This window comes from Azospira sp. APE16, from assembly GCF_047901315.1.
Lineage (GTDB): Bacteria > Pseudomonadota > Gammaproteobacteria > Burkholderiales > Rhodocyclaceae > Azospira > Azospira oryzae.
On sequence record NZ_CP179682.1, the window covers coordinates 1,931,886 to 1,956,347 of the forward strand.

26 protein-coding genes and 1 tRNA gene are annotated in these 24,462 nt (G+C 64.3%); 9 read left to right on the plus strand and 18 right to left on the minus strand.

The window, feature by feature from the left end:
• Positions 1–17: 17 nt before the first annotated feature.
• The 3 genes from phaR to phaC all read right to left on the minus strand — a co-directional run bounded on the left by phaR (position 18) and on the right by phaC (position 3,323).
• Positions 18–581 carry a polyhydroxyalkanoate synthesis repressor PhaR gene (gene phaR / locus ACLSSQ_RS09230; protein WP_014237573.1) on the minus strand — a complete coding sequence of 188 codons (564 nt, stop codon included), beginning with the start codon at positions 579–581 and terminating at the stop codon, positions 18–20.
• Between the two features lie 153 nt (positions 582–734).
• Complete coding sequence (locus ACLSSQ_RS09235; protein ID WP_014237572.1) at positions 735–1,475, minus strand: beta-ketoacyl-ACP reductase; 741 nt, start codon at positions 1,473–1,475, stop codon at positions 735–737.
• A 108-nt stretch (positions 1,476–1,583) separates the two neighbouring features.
• On the minus strand, positions 1,584–3,323 hold the full coding sequence (gene phaC, locus ACLSSQ_RS09240) for a class I poly(R)-hydroxyalkanoic acid synthase (protein ID WP_014237571.1): 1,740 nt from the start codon (positions 3,321–3,323) through the stop codon (positions 1,584–1,586).
• A gap of 223 nt (positions 3,324–3,546) precedes the next feature.
• Here phaC and ACLSSQ_RS09245 point away from each other — a divergent pair, with 223 nt between their 5' ends.
• Positions 3,547–3,840, plus strand: coding sequence for a hypothetical protein (locus ACLSSQ_RS09245; RefSeq protein ID WP_202946033.1), 294 nt, complete (start codon positions 3,547–3,549; stop codon positions 3,838–3,840).
• Here the strand turns inward: ACLSSQ_RS09245 and ACLSSQ_RS09250 are convergent.
• The 6 genes from ACLSSQ_RS09250 to rluD all read right to left on the minus strand — a co-directional run bounded on the left by ACLSSQ_RS09250 (position 3,775) and on the right by rluD (position 9,361).
• Positions 3,775–4,548 carry a ZIP family metal transporter gene (locus ACLSSQ_RS09250; protein WP_014237569.1) on the minus strand — a complete coding sequence of 258 codons (774 nt, stop codon included), beginning with the start codon at positions 4,546–4,548 and terminating at the stop codon, positions 3,775–3,777. The genes ACLSSQ_RS09245 and ACLSSQ_RS09250 overlap by 66 nt on opposite strands.
• A 75-nt stretch (positions 4,549–4,623) precedes the next feature.
• Positions 4,624–5,913, minus strand: coding sequence for a TRAP transporter large permease (locus ACLSSQ_RS09255; RefSeq protein ID WP_014237568.1), 1,290 nt, complete (start codon positions 5,911–5,913; stop codon positions 4,624–4,626).
• Positions 5,910–6,395, minus strand: a complete 486-nt coding sequence (locus ACLSSQ_RS09260) for a TRAP transporter small permease (protein WP_014237567.1) — start codon at positions 6,393–6,395, stop codon at positions 5,910–5,912. The genes ACLSSQ_RS09255 and ACLSSQ_RS09260 overlap by 4 nt, the downstream gene beginning before the upstream one ends.
• Before the next feature lie 70 nt (positions 6,396–6,465).
• Entirely contained in the window at positions 6,466–7,491 is a 1,026-nt protein-coding gene (locus tag ACLSSQ_RS09265) for a DctP family TRAP transporter solute-binding subunit (RefSeq protein ID WP_014237566.1), read from the minus strand.
• A 93-nt stretch (positions 7,492–7,584) separates the two neighbouring features.
• On the minus strand, positions 7,585–8,334 hold the full coding sequence (gene pgeF, locus ACLSSQ_RS09270) for a peptidoglycan editing factor PgeF (RefSeq protein WP_014237565.1): 750 nt from the start codon (positions 8,332–8,334) through the stop codon (positions 7,585–7,587).
• Positions 8,315–9,361 (minus strand): 23S rRNA pseudouridine(1911/1915/1917) synthase RluD, encoded by a 1,047-nt coding sequence (rluD, locus tag ACLSSQ_RS09275; protein WP_412784070.1) that lies wholly within the window; start codon positions 9,359–9,361, stop codon positions 8,315–8,317. The genes pgeF and rluD overlap by 20 nt, the downstream gene beginning before the upstream one ends.
• A 136-nt stretch (positions 9,362–9,497) precedes the next feature.
• Here rluD and ACLSSQ_RS09280 point away from each other — a divergent pair, with 136 nt between their 5' ends.
• The gene (locus ACLSSQ_RS09280; RefSeq protein ID WP_014237563.1) at positions 9,498–10,295 is read left to right on the plus strand and encodes an outer membrane protein assembly factor BamD; all 798 of its coding nucleotides are present in this window, start codon (positions 9,498–9,500) and stop codon (positions 10,293–10,295) included.
• Positions 10,296–10,362: 67 nt separating this feature from the next.
• Here the strand turns inward: ACLSSQ_RS09280 and ACLSSQ_RS09285 are convergent, their stop codons facing one another.
• Positions 10,363–12,753, minus strand: coding sequence for a serine/threonine protein kinase (locus ACLSSQ_RS09285; protein ID WP_287875851.1), 2,391 nt, complete (start codon positions 12,751–12,753; stop codon positions 10,363–10,365).
• Positions 12,754–12,921: 168 nt separating this feature from the next.
• Between ACLSSQ_RS09285 and ACLSSQ_RS09290 the strand changes: the two genes are divergently transcribed.
• The gene (locus ACLSSQ_RS09290) at positions 12,922–14,142 is read left to right on the plus strand and encodes a polyhydroxyalkanoate depolymerase (protein ID WP_014237536.1); all 1,221 of its coding nucleotides are present in this window, start codon (positions 12,922–12,924) and stop codon (positions 14,140–14,142) included.
• A gap of 6 nt (positions 14,143–14,148) precedes the next feature.
• On the opposite strand, the gene ACLSSQ_RS09295 is transcribed toward ACLSSQ_RS09290, so the two are convergent.
• Both ACLSSQ_RS09295 and rmuC read right to left on the minus strand, forming a co-directional pair.
• Positions 14,149–14,631, minus strand: coding sequence for a DUF3293 domain-containing protein (locus ACLSSQ_RS09295; protein ID WP_014237535.1), 483 nt, complete (start codon positions 14,629–14,631; stop codon positions 14,149–14,151).
• Positions 14,632–14,638: 7 nt separating this feature from the next.
• Positions 14,639–16,147 (minus strand): DNA recombination protein RmuC, encoded by a 1,509-nt coding sequence (gene rmuC, locus ACLSSQ_RS09300; protein WP_014237534.1) that lies wholly within the window; start codon positions 16,145–16,147, stop codon positions 14,639–14,641.
• A gap of 159 nt (positions 16,148–16,306) precedes the next feature.
• Between rmuC and ACLSSQ_RS09305 the strand changes: the two genes are divergently transcribed.
• Both ACLSSQ_RS09305 and ACLSSQ_RS09310 read left to right on the plus strand, forming a co-directional pair.
• Positions 16,307–17,269, plus strand: coding sequence for a diguanylate cyclase domain-containing protein (locus tag ACLSSQ_RS09305; protein ID WP_014237533.1), 963 nt, complete (start codon positions 16,307–16,309; stop codon positions 17,267–17,269).
• A complete protein-coding gene (locus ACLSSQ_RS09310; RefSeq protein ID WP_014237532.1) occupies positions 17,266–17,631 on the plus strand; it encodes a response regulator transcription factor in 366 nt (121 codons plus the stop codon). Before ACLSSQ_RS09305 ends, ACLSSQ_RS09310 begins: the two co-directional genes overlap by 4 nt.
• A gap of 33 nt (positions 17,632–17,664) precedes the next feature.
• Here the strand turns inward: ACLSSQ_RS09310 and gloB are convergent, their stop codons facing one another.
• The gene (gene gloB, locus ACLSSQ_RS09315) at positions 17,665–18,468 is read right to left on the minus strand and encodes a hydroxyacylglutathione hydrolase (RefSeq protein WP_014237531.1); all 804 of its coding nucleotides are present in this window, start codon (positions 18,466–18,468) and stop codon (positions 17,665–17,667) included.
• Between the two features lie 28 nt (positions 18,469–18,496).
• On the opposite strand from gloB, the gene ACLSSQ_RS09320 reads away from it, so the two are divergent.
• From ACLSSQ_RS09320 to nosD, 4 genes are all read left to right on the plus strand, one after another.
• A complete protein-coding gene (locus ACLSSQ_RS09320; protein ID WP_014237530.1) occupies positions 18,497–19,225 on the plus strand; it encodes a class I SAM-dependent methyltransferase in 729 nt (242 codons plus the stop codon).
• Complete coding sequence (rnhA, locus tag ACLSSQ_RS09325; RefSeq protein ID WP_014237529.1) at positions 19,215–19,667, plus strand: ribonuclease HI; 453 nt, start codon at positions 19,215–19,217, stop codon at positions 19,665–19,667. The genes ACLSSQ_RS09320 and rnhA overlap by 11 nt, the downstream gene beginning before the upstream one ends.
• A 71-nt stretch (positions 19,668–19,738) precedes the next feature.
• A complete protein-coding gene (dnaQ, locus tag ACLSSQ_RS09330; RefSeq protein ID WP_014237528.1) occupies positions 19,739–20,458 on the plus strand; it encodes a DNA polymerase III subunit epsilon in 720 nt (239 codons plus the stop codon).
• On the plus strand, positions 20,455–21,690 hold the full coding sequence (nosD, locus tag ACLSSQ_RS09335; protein ID WP_014237527.1) for a nitrous oxide reductase family maturation protein NosD: 1,236 nt from the start codon (positions 20,455–20,457) through the stop codon (positions 21,688–21,690). The genes dnaQ and nosD overlap by 4 nt, the downstream gene beginning before the upstream one ends.
• Positions 21,691–21,696: 6 nt before the next feature.
• On the opposite strand, the gene ACLSSQ_RS09340 is transcribed toward nosD, so the two are convergent.
• The 5 genes from ACLSSQ_RS09340 to ACLSSQ_RS09360 form a co-directional block, all read right to left on the minus strand.
• Positions 21,697–21,972, minus strand: coding sequence for a DUF2795 domain-containing protein (locus tag ACLSSQ_RS09340; RefSeq protein WP_014237526.1), 276 nt, complete (start codon positions 21,970–21,972; stop codon positions 21,697–21,699).
• Entirely contained in the window at positions 21,969–22,409 is a 441-nt protein-coding gene (locus ACLSSQ_RS09345; RefSeq protein ID WP_014237525.1) for a DUF1178 family protein, read from the minus strand. Before ACLSSQ_RS09345 ends, ACLSSQ_RS09340 begins: the two co-directional genes overlap by 4 nt.
• Positions 22,410–22,426: 17 nt before the next feature.
• A tRNA-OTHER gene (locus ACLSSQ_RS09350) sits at positions 22,427–22,514 on the minus strand.
• Between the two features lie 160 nt (positions 22,515–22,674).
• The gene (locus ACLSSQ_RS09355; protein WP_416242525.1) at positions 22,675–23,082 is read right to left on the minus strand and encodes a M15 family metallopeptidase; all 408 of its coding nucleotides are present in this window, start codon (positions 23,080–23,082) and stop codon (positions 22,675–22,677) included.
• 167 nt (positions 23,083–23,249) lie between these two features.
• The gene (locus tag ACLSSQ_RS09360; RefSeq protein WP_416242526.1) at positions 23,250–23,636 is read right to left on the minus strand and encodes an H-NS family nucleoid-associated regulatory protein; all 387 of its coding nucleotides are present in this window, start codon (positions 23,634–23,636) and stop codon (positions 23,250–23,252) included.
• Positions 23,637–24,462: the final 826 nt, after the last annotated feature.

A 24,462-nucleotide genomic window follows, 5' to 3' on the forward strand; every position in this document is an offset into this window, starting at 1 on the left:
TGCTTTCCTTGATCGATTCACTCGCCCTTCCGGTCGTCCGGCTGGGCGCCGGGGAACTGGAAGCCGGTGAACATGTTGCGGGTCTGGCTCTGCAGTTGGTCCTGCATCTGCTGGAACATCTTTTTGCTCTGGTCCACATAGGCGGACATCATGCTTTGCATGGCCGGCCCCTGGAAATTCAGGAACTGGGCCCACAGGTCCGTCTGGGCCTGAACCTGGTTGGCTTCGCCGTAGAGGGAGCGGGACTGCTCCTGCAGCTTGGCCTGCACGTCGGCGAAGGCCTTGATGTTGGTTTCCAGGTACTTGCCCAGCATGCCCTGCATGGCATTGCCGTAGTAACGAATGATCTGGGCCAGCAATTCGGAGGAGAACAGGGGCATGCCGCCGGATTCCTCTTCCAGGATGATCTGCAGCAGGATGCTGCGGGTCAGGTCCTCGCCGCTCTTGGCATCCACCACCTTGAAGTCTTCGAAGCGCAGCACCAGTTCCTTCACATCCGCCAGGGTGATGTAGGCACTGGTTTTGGTGTCGTAGAGTCGGCGGTTGGGATACTTCTTGATGAGGCGGGCTGGTTCCGTCATGGGGCGGGCTCCGGTGCGTTGAGTGCCAAAAAGAGGTCTGGCCGATATTTTTATATTCAACCCGGGCGTCCCGGATCGGCTATCTGGCGGATTATACAGAAAAAACAAGCCCCGCCGGGGCGGGGCTCCAGGTGCAGCCTTGCGGCCAGACGATTACTGGTAGTACAGGCCACCGTTGATGTTGAGGGTGGCACCGGTGACGAAGCCGGCCAGTTCGGAGGTCAGGTACACCACGGCGGCGCCGATTTCCTCGGGCTTGGCCAGGCGCTTCATGGGCACGGAGTCGATGATGCCCTTGAGGATGTCCTCGCGGATGGCGGTCACCATCTTGGTGGCCACGTAGCCCGGGGCGATGGCGTTCACGGTGACGCCCTTGGCGGCGAATTCCTGGGCCAGGGCCTTGGTGAAGCCGATGACGCCGGCCTTGGCGGCGGAATAGTTGGTCTGGCCAGCCTGACCCTTGACGCCATTCACGGAGGAAATGTTCACGATGCGACCCCAGCCCCGCTCGCCCATCTTGGCGGCGACGTGGTGGGTGACGTTGAACAGGCTGTTCAGGTTGGTGTTGATGACCGCATCCCACTGGCCCTTGTCCATCTTGACGAAGAACTTGTCGCGGGTAATGCCGGCGTTGTTCACCAGGATGTCGATGGGGCCGGCCTTGGCTTCGGCTTCGGCGATCATGGCCTTGGCGGACTCATAATCGGAAACGTCGCCCGGCACCAGGACGAAGTCCTTGAAACCGGCTGCTTCCTGCTCGGCCAGCCACTCTTCCTTTTTGTCGAATTCGGGGTGGTAGGCGGCAACGACCTTGTAGCCTTCCTTGGCCAGGGCCTGGCTGATGGCGGTACCCAGGCCGCCCAGGGCGCCGGTGACGAGTGCAACTTTGCTCATAGCTCATCCTTCCTTGTAGTCATGGGGTAAAAGTTGTCAGGACGGGAGCCCCCTCCCCCGCCCCGCTGCATTTCTTGCGGTTGTATCAGATGTAGGTGTCAGGCCGCCTCAGACGGCCTTTTCCTTGACGTAACGGCCGGGGGCCGGTTCCAGCGGCTTGTAGCGGGCATTGCCCAGTTTGCTGCGGGCCGCCACCTCGCCGCCGGCGAACTGCTGCAGCCAGGCGCTCCAGTCGGACCACCAGCTGCCCTTGTGTTCGGTGGCGGCGGCCAGCCAGGAATCTGCATCCAGCTTCTGGTCGCTGCCGCTCCAGAAACTGCGCTTGTTCTTGGCGGCCGGATTGACGACGCCGGCGATATGGCCGGAGGCGCCGAGAACGAAGCGGGACGGGCCGCCCAGCAGGCGGGTGGATTGGTAGGCGGTCTGCCAGGGCACGATGTGGTCTTCCCGGGCTGCCAGGATGTAGCTGGGCATGACCACCCGGCCCAGATCCACGCGCACGCCGCACATTTCCAGCTTGCCCGGGATGCGCAGGCTGTTGTTCTGGTACAGGTTGCGCATGTACCAGCAGGCGAAGGGACCCGGCAGATTGGTGCTGTCGCAGTTCCAGTACAGCAGGTCGAAGGCGTCCGGCTTCTTGCCCTTCAGGTAGTTGTTGGCGACGTAGTTCCACACCAGGTCGTTGGCGCGCAGGGCGGAGAAGGTGGAGGACAGCTCCTTGGCCGACAGCAGGCCGCCCTGGCCGATCTGGCTTTCCTTCAGGGCGAGGAAGTTGTCGTCGATGAGCAGGCCGATCTCGCCCGTGTCGGAAAAATCCAGCAGGGTGGTGAGCAGGGTCAGGCTGGCCACCGGGTCCTCGCCGCGGGCGGCCAGCACCGCCAGGGCGCTGGAGAGGATGGTGCCGCCGACGCAGAAGCCGAGGGCGTTGATCTGATCCACCTTGCAGACGCTGCGCACGACCTCGATGGCGGTGATGGCGGCCTTCTCCAGGTAGTCCTCCCAGGTGTATTTCTCCAGGTCGGCCTTGGGGTTGCGCCAGGAAACGAGGAACACCGTGTTGCCCTGCTCCACCGCATAGCGGACCAGGGAATTCTCCGGCTGCAGGTCGAGGATGTAGAACTTGTTGATGCAGGGCGGCACGATCAGCAGGGGCCGCTTGGCCACCTTGGGCGTCAGGGGCTCGTACTGGATCAGCTGCATCAGCTCGTTTTCAAAGATCACCTGGCCGGCGCTGGTGGCAATGTTCTTGCCGACTTCGAAGACGCTTTCGTCGGTCATGGAGATACGGCCCTTCTCCATGTCGGCGATCAGGTTCTGGATGCCGGCGGTGATGCTCTGGCCCTTGCTTTCCACGGCCTGCTTGATGAATTCCGGATTGGTGGCGGCGAAATTGGCGGGAGAGAGGGCGTCGATGTACTGGCGGGCCATGAAGCGCAGGCGGTTCTTGGCCTTGTCGTCCTCCTCCGGCACCGCTTCGACCACCTGGCGCAGGAAGCTGGAATTGAGCAGGTAGGCCTGGCGGATGTAATCGAACATCGGCGTTTCCGACCACTCGGGGGCATTGAAGCGGCGGTCGCCCGGCTGCGGCTGGACGGCGAAGCCGGGTTCCTGGCCCTGGCGTTTGGCCAGCATGGCGGCCCACAGGGCGGCATGCTGCTTCAGGTATTCCTGGTGCAGGGCCTGCATTTCCTCGGGGCTGGGCAGCTTGAGGGGCGGCAGGGTGCCGGCGGGCGGCGGCGTCATGCCGGGTTGTTTCGCCAGGAAGGCGAAGAAATTCTGGGCCAGGGTCTGTCCGGCAGAAACGAAATTTTGCATCGCAGGAAGGAGGTTTTCCGGCTGGCTGACCATCTTGTATGAAACTCCTGAGGGGCGCGGAATGGCTCGGCGCGCGGAGGACGGGGAAGGAGCGTTTGATTCTGCTTGGCTGCCTGATCCCTGTCAATGACCAGGGGATAGCGAGGATCGCGGGAGGGCTTCCGGGAGAAGTTAAGCCCCCGCGCTGACAGGCGACTTACAGACAGATGAAGGATTGGTTGCAGCGGGCCGGGAAGCGATGGCCGGGCCCGCTATAATGGCGCCCATGTACATCATCGCCATTGGCTGGCTCTACGTCATTTTCATGATGGCCCTCACCGAGGCCAGCATCGTGGCGGGAGTCGCAACCTTCTTTTTCTACGGGCTGCTGCCCACCGCCCTCATCCTCTATCTGGGCGGCTCCAAGGTCAGGCGGCAGCGCCGGGCCTGGCAGGAGTTGCAGGAGGCAAAGCGCCAGGAGGCCCTGGCCGGGCAGCCGTCCGCCTCAGGCGTGGCCGGCGATCAGCTCCCGGGCCAGCCAGATGGAAAGGATGCCCAGGCCGATCAGTGACACCTGCTGCAGGGTGGCCTTGAGTTCGGGCCGCTTGTGCAGGCCGGGAATGAGGTCGGCCACGGCCACATAGAGCATGCTGGCAGCAGCCAGGCCGAGCAGGGACGGCACCCACTCCTGCAGGGACGACAGGGCGAAGTAGGCCAGCAGGGCCCCCACCAGGGTGGCCAGGCTGGACAGCAGGTTGAAGGCCAGGGCCTTGGCCCGGGAATAGCCGGAATGCAGCAGCACCAGGAAATCACCCAGCTCCTGGGGAATTTCGTGGGCGATGATGGCCAGGGCGGTGACGATGCCCAGCTGGGTGTCTTCCAGGAAGGCGGCGGCGATGAGGATGCCGTCCACGAAATTGTGGAAGGTGTCGCCGATCAGGATCAGCAGGCCGGAACGGCCGTGGTCGTGGGCCGGCGGATGGGCGTCGTGGGCTTCGCAGTGATGGTCGTGGCAGTGGCGCCACAGCACCAGTTTTTCCAGGACGAAGAAAATCAGGATGCCGCCCAGGATGGTGGCCGCCATGGTGTGGGGATCGCCATGTTCCAGGGCATGGGGCAGGATTTCCAGGAACACCGCCCCCAGCAGGGCGCCGATGGCGTAGGAAATCAGGTGGGAGACGCTGCCTGCCCCCAGGGTGAAGGTCACCAGACCGGCGGCAATGACGCTGAGGGCGCCGCCGAGGAAGCTGGCGGTGATGATCCAGCCAAGGGTACTCATGGTTTTCCAGGCAAGGGAAGAAGGTGGGGAAAATTCGGGGAGGGGCGGATTATACGCCCTCCCCTCCGCCGAATCTTATTGATACCCCAGATATCGGGGAATGCCGGTGGCCAGTTCGGGAACAAAGGTCACCAGCAGCAGGGCCGAGAGCATGGCGCCCACCATCCACAGCACCCAGGGCACCGTATCCTCGATGCGGATGCCGGCAATGCGGCTGGTGACCATCAGGTTGATGGCCATGGGCGGCGTGAACTGGCCGATGGCCACGTTCATGGTGAGGATGACGCCGAACCACACCGGGTCCCAGCCAAAGTGCAGGATCACCGGCAGCAGGAAGGGCATGAAAATGAAGAGGATGGAAACGGCGTCGAGGAACATGCCGGCGATCAGCAACAACAGGGTCACCGCCAGCAGGATGGCCGTCTCGTTGCCGGAAAGCCCCACCAGCCAGCCGCCCAGGGCCTCGAAGGTGCCCAGGGTGCTGCCGGCCCAGGCGAAGACGCTGGCCAGGGCGATGATGAGCATGACCACGGCGGAAACCTCCGCCGACTCCACCAGCACTTCGTAGATGTTCTTCCAGTTGAGGGTGCGGTAGATCACCAGGCCGACGAACAGGCCGTAGAACACCGCCACAACCGCCGCTTCCGTCGGCGTGAAGGCGCCGGAACGCATGCCGCCGAGAATGATCACCGGGGCCAGCAGGCCCCAGCTGGCCTCCTTCAGGGCCGACCAGAAGGACTGGCGCGCCTCTCCGTCCTGCAGGCCGGCGACGCCGAAGCCGTGGCGCACCGACAGCCACCAGGCCGGCAGCATCAGGGCCAGGCCGGCCAGGAGGCCCGGGATCAGGCCGGCGGCGAAGAGGGCCGGCACCGAGGCCTGGGGCACCAGGACGCTGTAGAGGATGAAGACGATGGAAGGCGGGATGAGAATGGCCGTGGAGCCGGCCGCAGCAATGACGCTGGCGGAAAAGGCGGCCGGGTAGCCGGCCCGGGCCATGCTGGGAATCATCACCGTGGCCACCGCCGCCGCATCCGCCGGGCCGGAGCCGGAAATGCCGCCCAGCACCATGCACACCAGAATGGCGGCCAGGGCCAGGCCGCCGCGCCGCTGGCCCACCAGGGCCACGGCAAAACGCACCAGGCGCAGGGCCACGCCGGAGCGCTCGAAAATCATCCCGGCCAGCACGAAGACCGGAATGGCCAGCAGCGGATATTTGGCGATGCCGGTATAGACGCTGGTGGGCAGGGACATCAGGCCCAGGTCGCCGAAGAACACCACCGCCAGGCCCGCCAGGCCCATGGCCGTGCCCAGGGGCACGCCCAGGAGCATCAGGGCGAAGAAGGAAAGAAAGAGCAGCCAGCTCATGCCCGCCCTCCCCGCCGGCGCCACAGCAATAGGAACAGGCGCAGCACGATCAGGGCCGACAGCAGGGGCAGCCAGGCGCTGTACCACCACTGGGGCAGGCCCAGGCCGGGAGAGGTGACCTCGAATTCGAAATCGTCGTAGGCCATGCCGTAACCCAGCCAGGCCAGGAGGCCGAACATGGCCACATTGGCCAGCCACTCCAGGGCCGAACAAAGCCGGCGTCCGTTGGCGGAAAGTCTGTCCACCAGCAGGGTGATGCGGATGTGGCGGCCGTCGGCGAAGGCGCCGGCCGAACCGAGCAGGGTCAGAACCAGCAGCAGGAAAACGGAAAACTCCTCGGTGAAGGCGAAGGAGGCGTTGGTCAGGTAGCGCACCAGCACATTGGCGAAGGTGATCAGGCACAGCAGGGCCATGCAGCCCGCCGCCAGGGCCCGTTCGATGCGGGCAGTGGGGCGGGAGGGGGGATTCTGTTGGTCATCCATCTTGTTGTTCTCGTCAAAAACAAGATCGCCGGCCCGGGCCGGCGATCTTGCAGGCACAGGGGAAAAGGACCTACTTGCCGGCAGCGATGGCGGCCTCGGCCTTTTTCACCAGATCCTTGCCCACGGTTTCGGCCCACTTGTCGTACACCGGACGGGTCAGGTCCTTGAAGGCCTTGCGCTGCTCGGCCGTCAGCCGGGTGATGGTGACGCCGTTCTTCTCGATGTCCTTGAGCAGGGCATCGTCGCCGGGGCTGACGCCCTTGCGCGCCGCCACCAGGTTCTCCGCCGCCGCCTGTTCCGCCGCCTCGCGCACCGCCTTGCGGTCCGCTTCGCTCCAGTTGTTCCAGACGTTGCGGTTCACCACGAAAATCAGGGGATCCGTCATGTAGCCCCACAGGGTCAGGTGTTGCTGGCCCAGGGTGTGCAGCTTGGCCGCATTGAACACGGAGAGGGGATTTTCCTGGCCGTCCACGGCCTTGGTGGCCAGGGCCGGCTGGGCATCGGCCCAGCTCATCTGGGTGGGATTGGCGCCGAGGGCGGAGAAGGCATCGATGAAAATGGGGGAACCGACGACGCGGATCTTCATGCCCTTCAGGTCCGCCGGGGTACGGATGGGGTGCCGGGAATTGGAAAGCTCGCGGAAGCCATTCTCGCCGTAGGCCAGGGGCACCACGCCCTGCTTTTCCAGCACGGCGAAGAGGTCCTTGCCCACCGGCCCCTTGATCAGGGCATCCAGGCTCTTTTCATCGGGCGTGAGGAACGGCAGGGAGAACAGGTTGAGCTGCTTCACCTGGGGCGACCAGTTGATGGAGGAGCCGATGGCCAGGTCGATGACCCCCTGGCGGATGGCGGAAAACTCCCGGGTCTGGTCGCCGCCCACCAGGCTGGTGCCCGGGTAGAGCTTGATGTTGATGCGGCCTTCGGTCTTCTGCTTGACCAGTTCGGCCCAGCGTTCGCCGGCCTTGCCCCAGGGAAAGGCGGGACCGAGGACGGTGGACAGGCGGTATTCGGACTTGTAATCGGCGGCGTGGGCGACGCTGTGCCCCAGGGGCAGCAGGGCCAGGGCCAGGGATGCGGCGGCGACGAGTTTTTTCATTGTTCCTCCGGTAGTTTTTATGATGATGCAGCGGAGGCAGTGTAGGGAGCGTTGTTCGCCACGGTCAAGGTGCAACGCACCAAGGCCCCCGGCTCAGGGCTCCAGCCAGATGAGGGAGGCCATGCGGCCGCAGACCCGGTCGCGACGGTAGGAAAAGTAGCTGGCGGCGTCGCCGACCGTGCACAGGCCGCCGCCGTGGATCTCACGGACGCCGGCTGCCTGCAGGCGCAGGCGGGCCAGAGCGTAGATGTCGGCCAGATACTTGCCGGTGGAGGCGCCGGGGACGAAGGCCTGGGACGCCCGTGGATCGGCCTTCTCGAAGGCATCCCTCACCTCAGGCCCGACTTCAAAGGCTTGGGGGCCGATGGCCGGCCCGAGCCAGGCCAGGAGCCGCTCCGGGGCCACCCCCATGGCAGCCACCGTGTTTTCCAGGACACCGGCCGCCAGGCCGCGCCAGCCGGCATGGGCAGCGCCCACCACGGTACCGTCCCGGTCGCAGAGCAATACCGGCAGGCAGTCGGCAGTCATGATGGCGCAGACGCTGCCGGGGCGCCGGGCCACCACCCCGTCGGCCTCCCGCCCGGTGGTGGCGCTATCGGCGTCGGCCACCCGGTTGCCGTGCACCTGCTGCAGCCACAGGGGCTCGCCCGGCAGGCCGGCCCGCAGCAGGGCCCGGTTGGCCGCCACATGGGCCGGCGCATCGCCCACGTGATCCCCCAGATTGAGGCTGGCATAGGGAGCCGGACTGACGCCGCCGCTGCGGGTGGTCTGCAGGCTGCGCACCCGGGGCGGGGCTGGCCAGTCGGGAGCGAAGCCGGGCAGGCTATTCGTCGGCTTCGTCATCGAAGTCTTCGTCTTCCAGGAGTTCGGCGCCCTCTGCTTCCAGCACCTCGACCTCCTCCTCGTCCTCCCAGTCGTCGCCCCACTCCTCCGCCCAGGCTTCTTCCTGGCGCTGGCGGCGCAGGGTCTTGATCTCGTCCCATTCGCTGCGCAGCGTCTTGAGCAGGGCTGCCATGTCGTCGGGCACCGGGGCGTCCCACTGCATGGGTTCCCGGGTCAGGGGGTGGATCAGGCCGAGGCGGTAGGCATGGAGCGCCTGGCGGGGGAAACGGACCCCGGCGGTCTTGCCCTTGTTGTAAACCGCATCGCCCACCAGGGGGAAACCCAGGGCCGCCATGTGCACCCGGATCTGGTGGGTGCGGCCCGTCTCCAGGCGGCACTGCACCAGGGTGCAACGCTCGAAATGCTCCAGCACCGTGTAATGGGTGCGGGCCTCCCGGCCATTGTGCTGGACCACGGCCATCTTGGTGCGCTGGGTGGGATGGCGGCCGATGGGCGCATCCACCGTGCCGTTGCGGTTGAGATAGCCGACCAGCAGGGCCCGGTATTCCCGCTTCACGGTGCGGGCCTGGAGCTGGCGCACCAGGTCGGTCTGGGCCTCCAGGGTCTTGGCCACCACCATGAGGCCGGAGGTGTCCTTGTCCAGGCGGTGCACGATGCCGGCCCGGGGCACCTGGGCCAGCTGGGGCGTGTGGTGCAGCAAGGCGTTGAGCAGGGTGCCGCTCCAGTTGCCGCTGCCCGGATGCACCACCAGGCCGGCCGGCTTGTTGATGATGAGGATGGCTTCATCCTCGTACACCACAGGAAAAGGAATGTCTTCCGGCGTCTCGGCCGCCAGCTTCTCGTCCTGGACTTCCTCCAGGTTGAGGAACTCGCCGCCCAGCAGCTTGTGCTTGGGCTCCTGCACCGGCTGCCCGTTGAGGGAGACCCGGCCTTCCCGGATCCAGGTTTGCAGGCGATTGCGCGAATACTGGGGCAGCAGTTCGGCCAGCACCTGGTCCAGGCGGCGGCCGCCGGCATCGAGGGGCACGAATATGGGCGACCCGGCGCCGCAAGCGGGGGATGGAGACGGAGATGACATGGGCTTTGCGCTATAATCGGCCGCACTCATTTCGGCGGGCGCCTCACTTCGGCGCGCCTTGGCTTTCGTTTTTGGACTGTTCATCATGCGTAGTTTACCGGCTTTAGCTCTGATTTTCGCCGCTTTGCTCTCCCTTTCCGGTTGCGGCCTGCTGCCGGAACAAAAGGACGAGACCGCCGGCTGGTCCGCCAACAAGCTCTACACCCAGGCCAAGGAGGCCATGAGCGAGGGGTCGTGGGACAAGGCCGTGAAGTATTTCGAGAAGCTGGAATCCCGCTATCCCTACGGCCGCTACGCCCAGCAGGCCCAGATCGAAGTGGCCTACGCCTACTTCAAGTCCGGCGAAACGGCCTCCGCCATCGCCGCCTGCGACCGCTTCGTCAAGCTGCATCCGGACCACCCCAATGTGGATTACATCTACTACCTGAAAGGCCTGGTCACCTTCAACGAGGACCTGGGCATGATGGGCCACGTCAGCATGCAGGACCAGACGGAGCGCGACCCCAAGGGCATGCGCGAGTCCTTCGACGCCTTCAAGACCCTCTCCAGCCGCTTCCCCGACAGCAAATACACCCCCGATGCGGTGCAGCGCATGAAGTACCTGGTCAGCGCCATGGCCGCCAACGAGGTGCATGTGGCCCGCTACTACATGAAGCGCAAGGCCTATGTGGCCGCTGCCAACCGGGCCCAGAGCGCCATCAAGAACTACCCGGACGCCCCGGCCATCGAGGAGGCCCTCTTCATCATGGTCAAGGCCTACGACGAAATGGGCATGATCGACCTGCGCGACGATGCGGAGCGGGTGATGCGCAAGAACTACCCCAACAGCGTCTATTACACCCGGGGCCTGAACCGGGTCGAACCCTGGTGGAAGCTCTGGTAAGCCATGGCTGAAAACGAAAAGGCCGGGAATTCCCGGCCTTTTTTATTGCCATCCGGGGGGCGCCCCCTTAAATGGACTGCTTGATCGCCAGCAGGGCCTGGTTGCGCAGGGTGCGCAGCAGGGACAGCTCCTTTTCCGGGATGACGATGTCTCCGGCACCGTCCTTGTCGGCATAGATCATGGCCACCGGATTGCCCTTGATGGTCAGGGGGAAGAGGACGAAGGTTTCCGAGGTCAGCACCTTGCGGAACCAGTCCGGGATGCGGGGCTTGATCTTGGGGTCGTTGGTGTCGCTGATGAGGATGTCCACACCCTTGGAAATGGCGGCGTGGAAGATGTCCGGCGAAAAGCTCAGGGGAAAGCGGAACTGCCGGGCGATCTCCGTGGCGTCCGGACCGAAGCCGAAACGGCCCTGCATGGTGTTGTGGCGGGCATCCTTGATGCACAGGATGACCCGCTTGAAGCCCATGGCCCGGTACATGGTTTCCAGGATGATGCGCAGGATGTCGTTCAGCTTGTATTCCTCCACCAGGGTGTTGGAAATGTCCTGAATGCCGGCGGTGAGGATGGCCTGGGCCGTCGCCGAATCCGGCGCCTGCCCCTCGCCCACCACCGCGGCGGGCAGCAGCTCGCCGCCCAGCTGTTCGCTGAGGATGGTGCCGGCCATGCTGGAATCGTCCTCGCCGGCGGCCGAGGCGGCCGGCTTCTCCCCCATCCATTCCCGCAGTTGCCGGCCGAAGGCGGTCTGCTGCAGGTTGAGGCGGATGATGCTGGCGAATTCCTTGACCTGTTCGATGGACTTCTCGATGGTGCTGCGCAGGTCCCGCTCTTCCACCTTGACGCTGTCGCCGAAGCGGGCCGCCAGCTTCTTCAGTTCCCGGGCCCGCTCATCGGGGCCGGCCTGGGCGATGATCAGGCACAGCTCGTTGGCATAGGCCGCCAGCACCCGCAGCTTGTCCTCCGGGGTGCTGGGCAGGCGCACATTGCCGCCAGGCAGCTTGCGCATGCTGTTGACGATCAGGGGCGGGAAGCCCCAGGTACGGGCGACGCCGATGCCCAGTTCCTCGTAGGACATGCCCAGCACCTGCAGGGAGGCGGCCTCCTCGCCGATCTCCTTCTGCCCCATGAGCTTCTTCACTTCCTCGCTTTCCTCGGGGAAGTAGTACTGGCACAGCAGGCGGCCCAGGTTGTGGAACATGGCGCAGATGAAGGCCTGCTCCACATCCCGGGTGCTGGTCAGGGTGCCGATGTCCTTGGCCAGGATGCCGGCCAGATTGGCCCGCAGGAACTCGTCCTTGAGCTGGGCCGCATTGGACTTGTTCTGCAGGTGCTCGAAGAGGAGCACGGTGATGGCAATATTGCGCACCGCATCGAAGCCGAGCACGATCACCGCCCGGGACACGGTGCTAATGTTGCCGCCGCCGGCCTGCCGGTAATAGGCCGAATTGACCAGGCGCAGGATCTTGTTGGTGAGGGCGAAGTCCTTGAGGATGGTCATGGACAGCCGGGCGATGCTCTCCGTCTCGGAAGTGGCGATCTTGTTGATGGCGCTGACCGATTCGGAGAGGGCGGGGAAATCGCTCTTGTGCCGCATGCGCCGCAGCAGGAAATCCAGGGTGCTCTGCTTGCCGCCAGTGGCGGCGCCCTCCTCCTCCACCGGGTCCAGGTAGCTATCCAGGGCCTGCAGGAACTGGGCGACGGATTCGTAGCGGTTGAGGGGATTGCGCGCCGTGGCCTTGTACAGCACGTCCACGATGCGCTCATCCAGGCTGACCTCGCTTGGCAGGCGCAGATCCTCCTGGGTGATGCGCCGCATCACCTGGAAGGGATCGCTGCCCTGGATGGCGCGGCGGCCGGTCAGCAGCTCGTAGAGCACCAGGCCGGCGGCGAAGATGTCGCCCCGCACTCCCACCGTACGCGATTCGATGTACTCGGGCGCCATGTAGGCCGGGGTGCCGGTGAAGTCGCCCTGCTTGCTGTCCAGGTCCTCGATGCGGGCGGCAATGCCGAAGTCCATGACCTGGGGAATGCCGTCCTCGTCCAGGAGGATGTTGGAAGGCTTCAGGTCCCGGTGGATGATGCCCTGTTCGTGGGCACAGGCCACCGCCTCCAGGATGGAGCGCATCAGGGTGACGGCCTTGACCGGAGAGAGGGCCCCCGCATCCTTCAGGTACTGGGCCAGGTTCTTGCCGGGTACATACTGGAAAACCAGGTAAAGATCGCCGTCTTCTTCGCCCGCCTCGAAGATCGGTACGATATTGGCATGTCGCAGCTGGCTGACGGTACGCGCCTCCGCCAGCAGGGCGGCATTCTGGGCCGCGTCGGGGCGGGAAAAGTGCAAGGTTTTGATGGCGATCTCGCGCTCCAGCTGCGGGTCATACGCCAGGTAAACCACACTTTGGGCTCCCCTACCCAGTTCGCGCCGGATTTCGAAACGTCCGATCTTTTGCAGTGCCATGTCGGCCCCCTTGATATTTGTCGGCCATTCTAGCCGCTCCGTTGCCTCCCGGACATGGACTAATTCACTGCGGCGCCCAGCCCGGTCATCCAACTGACGGATTTTTCATTAGAATCCGGCCATGTCCGGGAATTCCCGGTACGACAATAATCATAGGTTACGCCCCCCATGCTCTACGACCTGCACGAATTCCAGCACTCCCTGCTGACCCCCCTGCGCCTGTGGGCCGAAACCACCCAGCAGCTCTTCGCCAACCCCTTCTCCGCCCTCTCCTATCTGCCGGAAAGCGCCCGCATCGCCGCCGGTTCCGAGCTGATGGCGCGCCTCATCCGCCGCTACGACAAGCCCGCCTTCGGCCTCGACCGCACCACGGTGGAGGGCCGGGAGGCGGCCGTCAGCGAAGCGGTGGCCGTGCACAAGCCCTTCTGCAATCTGCTCCATTTCGTCCGCCAGAGCGGCCAGGCGGCGCCCAGGGTGCTGCTCTGCGCGCCCCTTTCCGGCCATTACGCCACCCTGCTGCGGGACACGGTGCGGGCCCTGCTGCCGGACCACGACGTCTATGTCACCGACTGGATCGACGCCCGCCAGGTCTCCCTGGCCCACGGCCCCTTCCGCTTCGACGACTACGTCAGCTATATCCAGGACTTCATCCGCCACCTGGGGCCGGAGGTCCATGTCATCTCCGTCTGCCAGCCCACCGTGCCGGTGCTGGCGGCCATTTCCCTGCTGGCGGCCGACGACGATCCCTGCCAGCCCCGCTCCATGACCATGATGGGCGGCCCCATCGACACCAGCATCAATCCCACGGCGGTGAACGACTACGCCAAGAAGCACACCCGGCTGTGGTTCGAGACCAAGGTCATCACCCGGGTGCCGACCAAGTACCCGGGCGCCCTGCGCCGGGTCTATCCGGGCTTCCTGCAGCACGCCGGCTTCGTTTCCATGAACCAGGACCGGCACGTGGACGCCCACCTGGACTTCTACAACCACCTGATCGAGGGCGACGGCGATTCGGCCGAGGCCCACCGCAAGTTCTACGACGAATACAACGCGGTGATGGACCTGCCGGCCGAGTACTACCTGGAAACCCTGGAACGGGTCTTCCTCAACCACTACCTGCCGGAAGGCCGCCTGGTGGTGCACGGCCGGACGGTGGACCCGGCGGCCATCCGCCGTACCGCCCTGATGACCGTGGAGGGGGAACTGGACGACATTTCCGCCCCCGGCCAGACCCATGCCGCCCACGACCTGTGCGCCTCCCTGGAGGCGGCCCAGCGGGCCCACTTCCTCTGCCCCGGCGTCGGCCACTACGGCATTTTCAGCGGCCGCCGCTGGCGCGAAGTGATCTATCCCCAGGTGCGCGACTTCATCCGCCGCCACCAGGGCTGAGCCAGCCTAGCCCGCCGCTCCGGGCGGGGCCACCTCCCGGCACCACAGCAGTTCCGGGGTGGTGTCCGGGGTGCCGGCATCGCCTTGGGCAACGCCGAACAGGACGGCGTTCTGGCCCATGTGGCGCCCCAGGGCCAGGGCCAGTTCCCGGTCCAAGACCGGCGCCGTGACGAAAAAGCCGGCTTCCGCCGGCCATTGGCCATCGTCGGCCAGGTTTTCCGCCGCCAGGGCCGGCAGGCCCAGGCTGTGCAGCAGCCCGGCCAGGGCCCGCTGCCGGGCCAGATTGGCAGCCTCGCCGAGGGGCTCGGAGGCCGGATTGCTGGCAGTCACCACCATCCAGGCCCGTCCGCCCCGGGCCGCCACATAGGCCGCCAGGGCGGGGCACGCCTCGCCCACCCGCAGATCCACGGCCCCCTCGGGCAGCCAAACCCGGTAGGTGGTGGCCCGATAGGCGGCCTCCAAGGCAGCAGGGACGGGGCTTTCGGCCATGCCTGCCCTACTCCTGGCTATCCTCGGACACTTCCAGGCTCTCCAGCCCGGAAAGCAGGCCGGACGCCTCTCCCGAAGGCAGGGCCTCCACGCTCTTCAATTTGCGCTCGATCTGGCGGGTACGCACTTCGGCGGCGCCGATGCTGTTGGTGGCCTGCTCCAGCTTCTTCTTGGTGGCCGCCAGGGCCTCGCCGAACTTGCCGAACTCGGTCTTCACCGCCCCCAGCACCGACCACACCTCGGAGGAGCGCTTTTCGATGGCCAGGGTGCGGAAGCCCATCTGCAGGCTGTTGAGCATGGCCGTCAGGGTGGTGGGGCCGGAGAGGGAAACCCGGTATTCCCGCTGCAGCATCTCCGCCAGGCCCGGCCGGCGCAGGGCCTCGGCGTAGAGGCCTTCGATGGGCAGGTAGAGCAGGGCGAAATCCGTGGTGTGGGGCGGCTCCACGTATTTCTCGCGGATGCTCTTGGCCTCCAGCTTGAGGCGGTTTTCCAGGGCCTTGGCGGCCTCCTCCACCCCGGCCGCGTCGGCCCGCTCCTGGGCGTCCTGCAGCTTCTGGTAATCCTCGATGGGGAACTTGGCGTCGATGGGCAGCCACACCGGCGCATCGGCCAGACCGTCGCCCTTGCCCGGCAGGCGGATGGCGAACTCCACCCGGTCGTTGCTGCGGGGCCGGGTGATGACGTTGGTGGCGTACTGCTCCGGCGTCAGGATCTGCTCCAGCAGGTTGGACAGCTGCACTTCGCCCCAGGAGCCCCGGGTCTTGACGTTGGTCAGCACCTTTTTCAGGTCGCCGACGCCGGCGGCCAGGGTCTGCATTTCCCCCAGGCCCCGATGCACCTGCTCCAGCCGGTCCGAAACCAGCTTGAAGGATTCGCCCAGGCGCTGTTCCAGGGTGGCGTGGAGCTTTTCGTCCACGGTCTTGCGCATCTCCTCCAGCTTGCCGGCGTTGTCCGCCTGCAGGGCCACCAGCCGCGCTTCCACCACCTGGCGCAGCTGCTCGAAGCGCTGGTCCAGGGCCTGGGAAACCTGGGCCAGCTGCTGGGCGAAGGCTTCCAGGTGCTGGCCCTGGGTCTGGCCGAACTGGCCCACCTGGGCGTTGAGGGATTCGGCCAGGCGGGCCAGGCCCTGGGCCTGGGCCTCCCGCCCCTGGTGGGATTCGGCGGCGGCCTCCTGGCGGCTGCGGGCCAGCTGCTGGGCGAACACTTCCAGCTGCTGGGCCTGCAACTGGCCCAGCTGGCCGACCTGGCTGCCCAGGGCCTGGGTCAGGCGCACCAGGGCCTCGCTCTGTTCCTCCCGGCCACGCCGGGCTTCCAGGGCAGATTCCTGGCGGATGGCCGCCAGTTCCTCGCGCAGGGCCCGCTCCTGCCGGGCCAGGGCACCGTCCACGGCGGCGAACTGGGGCGCCAGGGCCAGGGCGGCATCCTGCCGCTCGCGGCTGCGCAGGAGAAGAAGCACCAGACCGCCGAGAATCAGCAGGGCGAGGACGGTAAGAATCAGCAACAGGGTGTCGGTCATGAAGGTTCCGAAAAAATGCAGACAGGCGGGAATCGCCATTTTACTCGGCCCGGGACCTGGTTCGGGACGAACGTGACGGAATGCGCCCCCCGGAAGCAGGCCAAAGGGATAAAATGCACCACTGATTCCACTCACCCGCCCGGGCCGTACAAAAACAATATGAAAACCCTTGTCGTCGAGGACGCCAAAACCTCACTGGCTGTGGTTTGCCACCATCTGGAAAGACTCGGCAACATTCCGGTTCCGGCGTCCTGCGGCGCCCAGGCCATCGAACTGTTCCAGTCCGAACGCCCCGACCTGGTGCTGCTCGACGTGGTCCTGCCGGACATGGACGGCTACACCGTGGCCCGGCGCATCCGGGACCTGGAAAAGCCGGGCGAATGGACCCCCATCATCTTCCTCACCGCCATGAGCGGCGACGCCGACCTGGAAAAGGGCATCGCCGCCGGCGGTGACGACTACCTGCAGAAGCCGGTCAGCGACGTGGTGCTGCGGGCCAAGATCCGCGCCATGCAGCGCATCGTGCAGATGCGCCACTCCCTGCTGGTGCTGACGCGCAAGCTGGATGCGGCCAACCAGGAGCTGAAGCGCCTCTCCGCCGTGGACGGCCTCACCGGTGTGGCCAACCGCCGCATGTTCGACGAGGCTCTGGAACGGGAATGGCGCCGCTCCATGCGCCAGGGCACGGAGCTGGCCATCGTCATGTGCGACGTGGATTTCTTCAAGAAATTCAACGACACCTACGGCCACCAGGCCGGTGACGAATGCCTGAAGAAGGTGGCTTCGGCCATGGCCAAGGCCATGGAGCGGGGCGGCGACCTCCTGGCCCGCTACGGCGGCGAGGAATTTTCCATCATCCTGCCGGACACCAAGCTGGGCGGCGCCGCCTTCGTCGCCGAGCGCATGCGCCACAGCGTGGCCCAGCTGAAGATGCCCCATGCCGGTTCCCATCACGGCCAGGTGACCATCAGCTGCGGCGTCTCGGCCTTCGTCGCCAGCCCCGAAACCAGCCCGGAAGCCCTGCTCCTGGCTGCCGACCAGGCCCTCTACCAAGCCAAGCAGGCCGGCCGCAACCAGGTCTGCCGCATGTCCACCGCCCCTGCTCCCTGCCCAGCTCCATGAGTCAGCGTCACCCGAAAATTCTCATCGTTGATGACAACGATGTCATGCGCGCCCTGCTGCGCGGCATCCTGCGCAACGAGGACTACCAGGTGGTGGGCGAGGCCCGCAACGGCATCCAGGCCCTGGAAATGGTGGAGCGCATGACGCCCGACGTGGTCTGCCTCGACGTCATCATGCCGGAAATGAATGGCCTGGAAACCCTGAAGACAATCAAGCGGGACTTCCCCCAGGTGTCGGTGATCATGATCACCGGCAACGCCAGCAAGGAAAACGTCCAGGAAGCCCTGGAACTGGGCGCCAACGGCTTCGTGGTCAAGCCCTTCAACGCCGCCAAGGTGCTCGAGGCCCTCAGCCGGGCCTGACCTCCCCCTGACCTGCCGCCGCCCGGCGCAGGGTCAGAAGTGGTTCTTCCACTCCCGCAGGGCGGCAAACACCGCCACTTCATCCGTCAGCGCGTGGCCCGCCTGCCTTTCGGCACTGGCCCGCACTTCCGCCTCGCCGCAGCGCAGGAAGGGATTGGTCGCCAGTTCCTCCGCCAGACAGAGGGGCACGGTGGCCTGCCCGGCCTGGCGCATGGCGGCCACCTTCCGCACCCGCTCGGCCAGGGCCCGGTTGCCCGGTTCCACCGCCAGGGCGAAATCCAGGTTGGCTGCCGTGTATTCGTGGGCGCAGTAGACCGCAGTCTGGGGCGGCAGCACCGCCAGGAGGTCCAGGGAATGGGCCATCTGGGCCGGGGTGCCCTCGAACAGCCGCCCACAGCCGGCGCCGAAGAGGGTGTCGCCACAAAAGAGTACTGGCGCCCCTTCCCACTGGCCGTAATAGGCCAGGTGACCCCGGGTATGACCCGGCACGGCGAGCACCTGCAACTGCAGGCCCAGGTCGGCGAACTCCAGGCGCTCCCCACCCCGCAGCGGCTCGCCGACGCCTGTGATAGACTCCGCCGCCGGTCCCAGGACCCGCACCCCGTCGCCCGCCAGGGCGGCAACGCCGCCGCTGTGGTCGGCATGGTGGTGGGTGAGCAGGATGGCTTCCAGCCGGAGTCCTTCCCGGGCCAGGAATGCCTGCACCGGTGCGGCATCGCCCGGGTCCACCACCAGGGCCCGGTCGCCGCGCTGCAGCAGCCAGATGTAGTTGTCCTTGAAGGCCGGAATGGCCGAGATGCCCCGCAGGGGCGCGCAAGCAGGTAGACTAGTTTCCATACACGCACTATTGGCGGACCGCGTTCCCATGTCAATTCCCGGACTCGATGCCTGGCTGCAATCCCCCCAGGGGAGCTACGTACTCGAATGGGAGCAGACCAAGATCGATGCCCTGGTGGCGGACATCTTCGGCTTCCACGCCCTGCAGCTGGGCCTGCCCCAGGTGGACTACCTGCGGGACAACCGCATTCCCCTGCGCCTGAAGGCCGGCGAGTCCGGCCTGGTGGATGTGCGCTGCGACCTGCGCCAGCTGCCCTTCGCCAGCGCCTCCCTCGATCTGGTGGTTTTGCCCCATGTCCTGGAATTCCTGCCGGACCCGCACCAGATGCTGCGGGAAGTGGAGCGGGTGCTGATTCCCGAAGGGCAGGTGGTCATCGCCGGTTTCAACCCCCTTTCCCTGTGGGGCCTGCGCCGCTACCTGCCGGGCCAGCGGGAGGGTCTCTTCCCCTGGAACGGCAACTATCTCTCGGTGCTGCGCCTGAAGGACTGGCTGGCCCTGCTGGGCTTCGAGGTGGACCGGGGCAATTTCGGCTGCTACGCCCCGCCCTTCGAACAAAGCAAATGGCTGCAGCGCTGCCACTTCATGGAGCCGGCCGGCGACCGCTGGTGGGGCTTTGCTGGCGGCACCTACCTGCTGCGGGCGGTGAAGCGGGTGCCGGGCATGCGCCTGGTGCTGCCGGCCTGGAAAGAACGCAAGGCGCGGGCCAAGGCCCTGGCGCCCATCACTCAGAAGGAAGCGAACGACAATGGCCAATGAGGCAACTGTGGAAATCTATGCCGACGGCGCCTGCAAGGGCAATCCGGGGCCGGGCGGCTGGGGCGTCTTCATGCGCGCCGGCGCCCACGAGAAGGAACTGTGGGGCGGCGAACGGGATACCACCAACAACCGCATGGAGCTGACTGCCGTCATCCGCGCCCTGGAAGCCCTGAAGCGGCCGGTGCCGGTGAAGCTGTACACCGACTCCAAGTACGTGCAGCAGGGCATCAGCGCCTGGATCCACAACTGGAAGCGCAACGGCTGGCGCACCGCCGACAAGAAGCCGGTGAAGAACGCGGACCTGTGGCAGGAGCTGGACGTGCTGGCCAGACAGTTCCAGGTGGAGTGGACCTGGGTAAAGGGCCATGCCGGCAATCCGGGCAACGAACGGGCCGACGAGCTGGCCAACCGGGGCATCGAGGATCTCCGCCAGAGCGCCTGAAGCCCCTTATTCAACGGATTTGATCTAGGCGGCAGATAAACCGGCCGCCCTTGCCTAACATCGGAAACGTCATGCGTCAGATATTTCTAGATACGGAAACCACGGGCCTGGAGCACAAGCAGGGGCACCGCATCATCGAAGTGGCCGGTGTGGAGATGGTCAACCGCCGTCTCACCAACCGCCATTTCCACAAGTACATCAACCCGGAACGGGCCATCGACGAAGGCGCCCAGGCGGTGCACGGCATCAGCCTGGAATTCCTGGCAGACAAGCCCAAGTTCGCCGCCATCGCCGCTGACTTCCTCGACTTCATCCGCGGCGCCGAACTGGTGATCCACAACGCGGCCTTCGACGTGGGCTTCCTCAATGCCGAGCTGGCCCGCCTCAAGCTGCCGCCCGTCGGCGAGGTCTGCTCCGGGGTGGTGGACACCCTGAAGATGGCCAAGGAGATGCACCCGGGCAAGAAGAACAACCTCAACGCCCTGTGCGACCGCTACGAGGTGGACAACTCCCACCGCACCCTGCACGGCGCCTTGCTCGATGCGGAGATTCTGGCCGAAGTCTATGTAGCCATGACCCGGGGTCAGGAAAGCCTGATGATCGACCTGGGCCAGGCACCGGCCGCCGCCGCGGAAATCGCCATGAGCACGGGCCAGCGCCGCCCCACCCGGGTCCTGCGGGCCAGCATCGAAGAACTGGCCGCCCACGAGCAGGTGCTGGCCGGCATCAACAAGGAAAGCAAGGGCAAGTGCCTGTGGGCGCCGCCCCCGGCCGAGCCTCCCGCCGCATGAGATTTCTCCGCCGTTGTCCCTGCCTGTGGCTGGCCGCGCTGCTGCTGGCCGCCACGACCGCGACGGCGGCTCCGCTCCCTCCCCTGCAACCCTGGATCGACGCCACTCCCGCCGGTGGCGTCCTGGTGCCGCCACCGGGCGTCTATGCCGGGCCGGTACGCATCGACAAGCCCCTGCATGTGGATGGGCAGGGCAAGGTGACCATCGACAATGGCGGCCACGGCACCATCCTCAGTCTCAGGGCCAGCGGCGCCAGCCTCAAGGGGTTGCGCCTGGTGGGCAGCGGCGATTCCCACGACCAGCTGGATGCAGCCATCAGCATCGAAGGCCACGGCAACCTGATCGAAGGCAACGTGATCGAGGCCAGCCTCTTCGGCATTTCCCTCAAGCAGTCGGACCACAACATCCTGCGCCGCAACCGCATCCGCTCCTTCAACGTGGATTCGGCCGACCGGGGCGATGCCCTGCGCCTGTGGTATAGCGCCGGCAACCTGATCGAGGATAACGACATCGCCCAGACCCGGGACCTGACCATCACCAACGCCCCGCGCAACCACTTCCGCCGCAACACCATACGGGACAGCCGGCGCGGCATGAACTTCCTCTTCGCCAACCGCAGCCGCATCGAGGACAACGTGCTGGAGCGCAACTCCACCGGCATCGTCATCATGAATTCGGAAGGCGCCATCCTGCGCCGCAACCGGGTCCTGCACGCCATGGACGCCTCCGGCGCCGGCATCGCCCTGAAGGAGACGGCGGCCATCCTGGTGGAAGACAACGACATCATCCATTGCGCCGTCGGCATCATGGCCGACTCCCCTTCCCATCCCCTCAACCGCATCGTCCTGCACCGCAACCGCCTGGCCCACAACGTCACCGGGGTCAATTTCTACGGCGAACGGGGCGGCCACATCGCCATCGCCAACCGCTTCGAGAACAATCTGTGGCAGGTCATGGCCAGCAATGCGGGGGACCAGCAGAACGACTTCTGGCTGGGCAACTACTGGGACGACTATCAGGGTTTCGACCGCAACGGCGACGGCTGGGGCGACACGCCCCACGAGATTTACGCCTACGCCGACCGCATCTGGATGGATACGCCGGCGGCCCGCTTCTTCCGCAATTCGCCGGTGCTGGAGATGCTGGACTTCCTGGAAAGGCTGGCGCCCTTCTCCCACCCCACCCTGATCCTGCAGGACCCGAAACCGCGCATCCTGCGCGGCAAGAGCTGAGGCGCCCTAGAACAGGCTCGCCACCACGTCCTGGTCCCGCTTGGCCAGGCGCTCCAGGCCGTTCAGGACCTCCTTCGAGGCGCCATGGTCCCGGGCGTGGGCGAGAAAGCTCTGCACCGCCTTTTCCAGAGGGTAATCGGAAGTCTGCCAGTCATGGTTGAACTGGCTGGCCAGGAGCCGCTGGGCCGTCAGCTTGCCGCTGCGCATGGGCACCAGGGTCACCTGCTGGCCGTCGTGGCGAATCACCACGGCCATGGTCAGGGCCTGATTGGTGACGATCAATTGAGGTCTTCCTTTTTCGGCAGGGGCAGGCGGAAGACACCGATCCCCTCCTCCTCCAGTTCGGCGAATTCCTCGTCCGAAGCCTGGCCCCGGATGGAGCGCCGGGGTGCTTCCTCGTTGTGCATCTTGCGGGCCTCCTCGGCAAAGGCCGAGCCCACATCGTCGCTGACGCTCATGAGGAAATCCACCACCTGGCGATAGGCAGTCAGAGGCGAAAGGGAGGTCTCCACGGTCGCAGGCGGAGCCTCAGCCGCCGGCGCCGCCACTTCACCGCCCTGGGCCAGGTGGATGCCGGCCGGGATCTTGCGGATCTGGTGGGAATTGCAGTGGGGACAGGTGACCAGGCCCCGTTCCTGCTGGGACTGATAGTCCTCGGCGGATCGGAACCAGCCTTCAAAGCGGTGCTCCTGCTCGCAGGAGAGTTCAAAGATGATCAATTGGGTGCCAGGCGTCGTGGTGCCCGGGACGGGACTTGAACCCGTAAGCCTTGCGGCGGCGGATTTTAAGTCTCTCAGCAAGGGCTAACCCCTCGTTTCCCGGGCTCGATTATTCAAGCAAATCAAGGCGTTCCCTGTGTGGGATTTTTCCCCAATGATTCGACTTCGCACACCTGGATTGCACACATTGCACACGAAGCACAGAAAAACCTTAACTACTTAGTCATAAAAAGAGGGGGCCGAAGCCCCCTACTACTTCCCTCAATTATACCCTCAGCTGAAAGTGCGGATAGTCCTTAAATTTCCAGTCTCCACCCCACTCCAAGCTCTTCTTAAACTTGGCCGCTACATTAGCCAAGGTCCGCCATTCTGAGCTATTAACGTCCCACTCCAAGCCCTTCTTTGTGTTGCTCTGTATCGCAATGTCAAACGCCAAGCTTGCTGGCTTCCCAGCACCGTCCGTTGCATTGTGTTTACTCTGCCCACCTCTTGCTCTGGTGACAATAGACCCAGGCTTAGTTCTTCCCTGAGCGTAAAGCTCGTTCTGCTCTTCCGAGCTTCTGTAGGTGCAAGACACAAAAACGTTAATACCCGCCTCTTTGCAAGCTGCTAAAAAGGACACGCACAGGGGTTGTAAACGGCTGTCTAAATCTTCTATTTTCCGATTCGGCATTAACCTCCATACAAGAACTTAATACCGAGTATAGAGACTGCCGAAGGGGTACTACAGGGAAAATTTGGGTTTCTGGCTACAAAAAATTGGCGCTAAAACCCCCCTGTCTTGCAAATAAAAAAAGGGAGGAGCTTTACGCTACCTCCCCTGAATAATTTGAATCATGTTTAGGCTACAGCAAGCTGCTCCAGAGTGCCGCCTTGCTTCAGGTGTTCTTCAACCCAAGCAGGCTTGCGACCACGCCCCGTCCAAGTCAGAGAAGACTCAGTTGGGTGCCGAAACTTAATCTCGGCAGGACGCCGAGACCCCTTTGCTTGACCCTGAGTCTGGCCCTGACGGGTTTCACGAAACCCCATCAATTCCTTGACGGAAGCACCAGCCTCTTTTGCAATCTCTTCGATGCGGCGCCGTGCATCTTCCTTAGCGGCTTCCCGCTTATCTGCCAGCAGCTTAACAACACCGTCTTCCACCTGTTGCAGTTCTTCAACATCCAGCTTTTCAAGCTGTTTCATAAAGTCGGACAGCTTGAACTTCTTTTCTTGCTCGTTTGCCATGTTGTTACCCTCGTTCGTCATGTTGAGCCTCTATATGAGGTATTAATCAAAAACACCTACGCATAGTATATGGGAGAAAACTTCAATAACAACACCAATTTTAAAAATTTATCCGAAAACAATTGATGCCTCGCTTTGCACAGAAACACTAGCGTGGCTGACAGACTTGCAAATTAGCCGCAATGGCACGGAGCTAAGAACCAGAATCCGCTTAATTCCCCGTAGAAGCTACGCCATGCCTGTCTCGTTCCACAACGAAATAGACAACACCCTAGACGTAAGAGGCACCTTAAAAGCTCTACAGGGCGAAGCCGTGTATCTGCCTTTGTGGGCCTTCTGCAAATTCCCTACCTACGTTGGCAGCATCTACGGAAAAGACCAGAAGCTAGGGGCCTCTAATTGCTTGCGTGTTAGCACTATGAACGAATGGAGCCTAGGGTCCAAGGTTAGCTCCAGCACCTCAGGCGTAAATATTGTCATGCCTGCCTGCAAAGGATTCATCGGAGACATTTCAGAGAAAAACAACATCGAAGGAGAGCTTACTTCCCTTACTCTAAACTTTGATGCAATCAACCACTACGAACAGCCAGAAACGTATCCAGGCCCTATTCTTAAATGGCATCCCTGTATTCGATTTAGGTACTCCCTGTTAGGTTCTGAGAGTGCCAATGAACACAGAAAGCCTGTTGTTCAGTATTACAAGCTAACCTAGTAGTAAAAAAAAGATGGTGCCACAAGCCCCCTCTTTTAACGCCTGCGCTATAACCAAAACTAATTACCGCCATATTTGTCATTAAAAAATATCATAGAAAAAATCCAAAAAAAA

What these genes read in the sequence shown, in the direction of transcription:
- ACLSSQ_RS09310 (WP_014237532.1), top strand. Translation starts at nt 17,266, where the DNA reads ATGAGTCAGCGTCACCCGAAAATTCTCATCGTTGATGACAACGATGTC.
- rmuC (WP_014237534.1), bottom strand. Translation starts at nt 16,147, where the DNA reads ATGACCGACACCCTGTTGCTGATTCTTACCGTCCTCGCCCTGCTGATT.
- ACLSSQ_RS09360 (WP_416242526.1), bottom strand. Translation starts at nt 23,636, where the DNA reads ATGGCAAACGAGCAAGAAAAGAAGTTCAAGCTGTCCGACTTTATGAAA.
- pgeF (WP_014237565.1), bottom strand. Translation starts at nt 8,334, where the DNA reads ATGACGAAGCCGACGAATAGCCTGCCCGGCTTCGCTCCCGACTGGCCA.
- ACLSSQ_RS09355 (WP_416242525.1), bottom strand. Translation starts at nt 23,082, where the DNA reads ATGCCGAATCGGAAAATAGAAGATTTAGACAGCCGTTTACAACCCCTG.
- ACLSSQ_RS09280 (WP_014237563.1), top strand. Translation starts at nt 9,498, where the DNA reads ATGCGTAGTTTACCGGCTTTAGCTCTGATTTTCGCCGCTTTGCTCTCC.
- ACLSSQ_RS09290 (WP_014237536.1), top strand. Translation starts at nt 12,922, where the DNA reads ATGCTCTACGACCTGCACGAATTCCAGCACTCCCTGCTGACCCCCCTG.
- gloB (WP_014237531.1), bottom strand. Translation starts at nt 18,468, where the DNA reads ATGGAAACTAGTCTACCTGCTTGCGCGCCCCTGCGGGGCATCTCGGCC.
- ACLSSQ_RS09305 (WP_014237533.1), top strand. Translation starts at nt 16,307, where the DNA reads ATGAAAACCCTTGTCGTCGAGGACGCCAAAACCTCACTGGCTGTGGTT.
- ACLSSQ_RS09295 (WP_014237535.1), bottom strand. Translation starts at nt 14,631, where the DNA reads ATGGCCGAAAGCCCCGTCCCTGCTGCCTTGGAGGCCGCCTATCGGGCC.
- ACLSSQ_RS09320 (WP_014237530.1), top strand. Translation starts at nt 18,497, where the DNA reads ATGTCAATTCCCGGACTCGATGCCTGGCTGCAATCCCCCCAGGGGAGC.
- ACLSSQ_RS09245 (WP_202946033.1), top strand. Translation starts at nt 3,547, where the DNA reads ATGGCGCCCATGTACATCATCGCCATTGGCTGGCTCTACGTCATTTTC.
- nosD (WP_014237527.1), top strand. Translation starts at nt 20,455, where the DNA reads ATGAGATTTCTCCGCCGTTGTCCCTGCCTGTGGCTGGCCGCGCTGCTG.
- rnhA (WP_014237529.1), top strand. Translation starts at nt 19,215, where the DNA reads ATGGCCAATGAGGCAACTGTGGAAATCTATGCCGACGGCGCCTGCAAG.
- dnaQ (WP_014237528.1), top strand. Translation starts at nt 19,739, where the DNA reads ATGCGTCAGATATTTCTAGATACGGAAACCACGGGCCTGGAGCACAAG.
- ACLSSQ_RS09235 (WP_014237572.1), bottom strand. Translation starts at nt 1,475, where the DNA reads ATGAGCAAAGTTGCACTCGTCACCGGCGCCCTGGGCGGCCTGGGTACC.
- ACLSSQ_RS09285 (WP_287875851.1), bottom strand. Translation starts at nt 12,753, where the DNA reads ATGGCACTGCAAAAGATCGGACGTTTCGAAATCCGGCGCGAACTGGGT.
- ACLSSQ_RS09260 (WP_014237567.1), bottom strand. Translation starts at nt 6,395, where the DNA reads ATGGATGACCAACAGAATCCCCCCTCCCGCCCCACTGCCCGCATCGAA.
- ACLSSQ_RS09265 (WP_014237566.1), bottom strand. Translation starts at nt 7,491, where the DNA reads ATGAAAAAACTCGTCGCCGCCGCATCCCTGGCCCTGGCCCTGCTGCCC.
- phaR (WP_014237573.1), bottom strand. Translation starts at nt 581, where the DNA reads ATGACGGAACCAGCCCGCCTCATCAAGAAGTATCCCAACCGCCGACTC.
- ACLSSQ_RS09250 (WP_014237569.1), bottom strand. Translation starts at nt 4,548, where the DNA reads ATGAGTACCCTTGGCTGGATCATCACCGCCAGCTTCCTCGGCGGCGCC.
- phaC (WP_014237571.1), bottom strand. Translation starts at nt 3,323, where the DNA reads ATGGTCAGCCAGCCGGAAAACCTCCTTCCTGCGATGCAAAATTTCGTT.
- ACLSSQ_RS09255 (WP_014237568.1), bottom strand. Translation starts at nt 5,913, where the DNA reads ATGAGCTGGCTGCTCTTTCTTTCCTTCTTCGCCCTGATGCTCCTGGGC.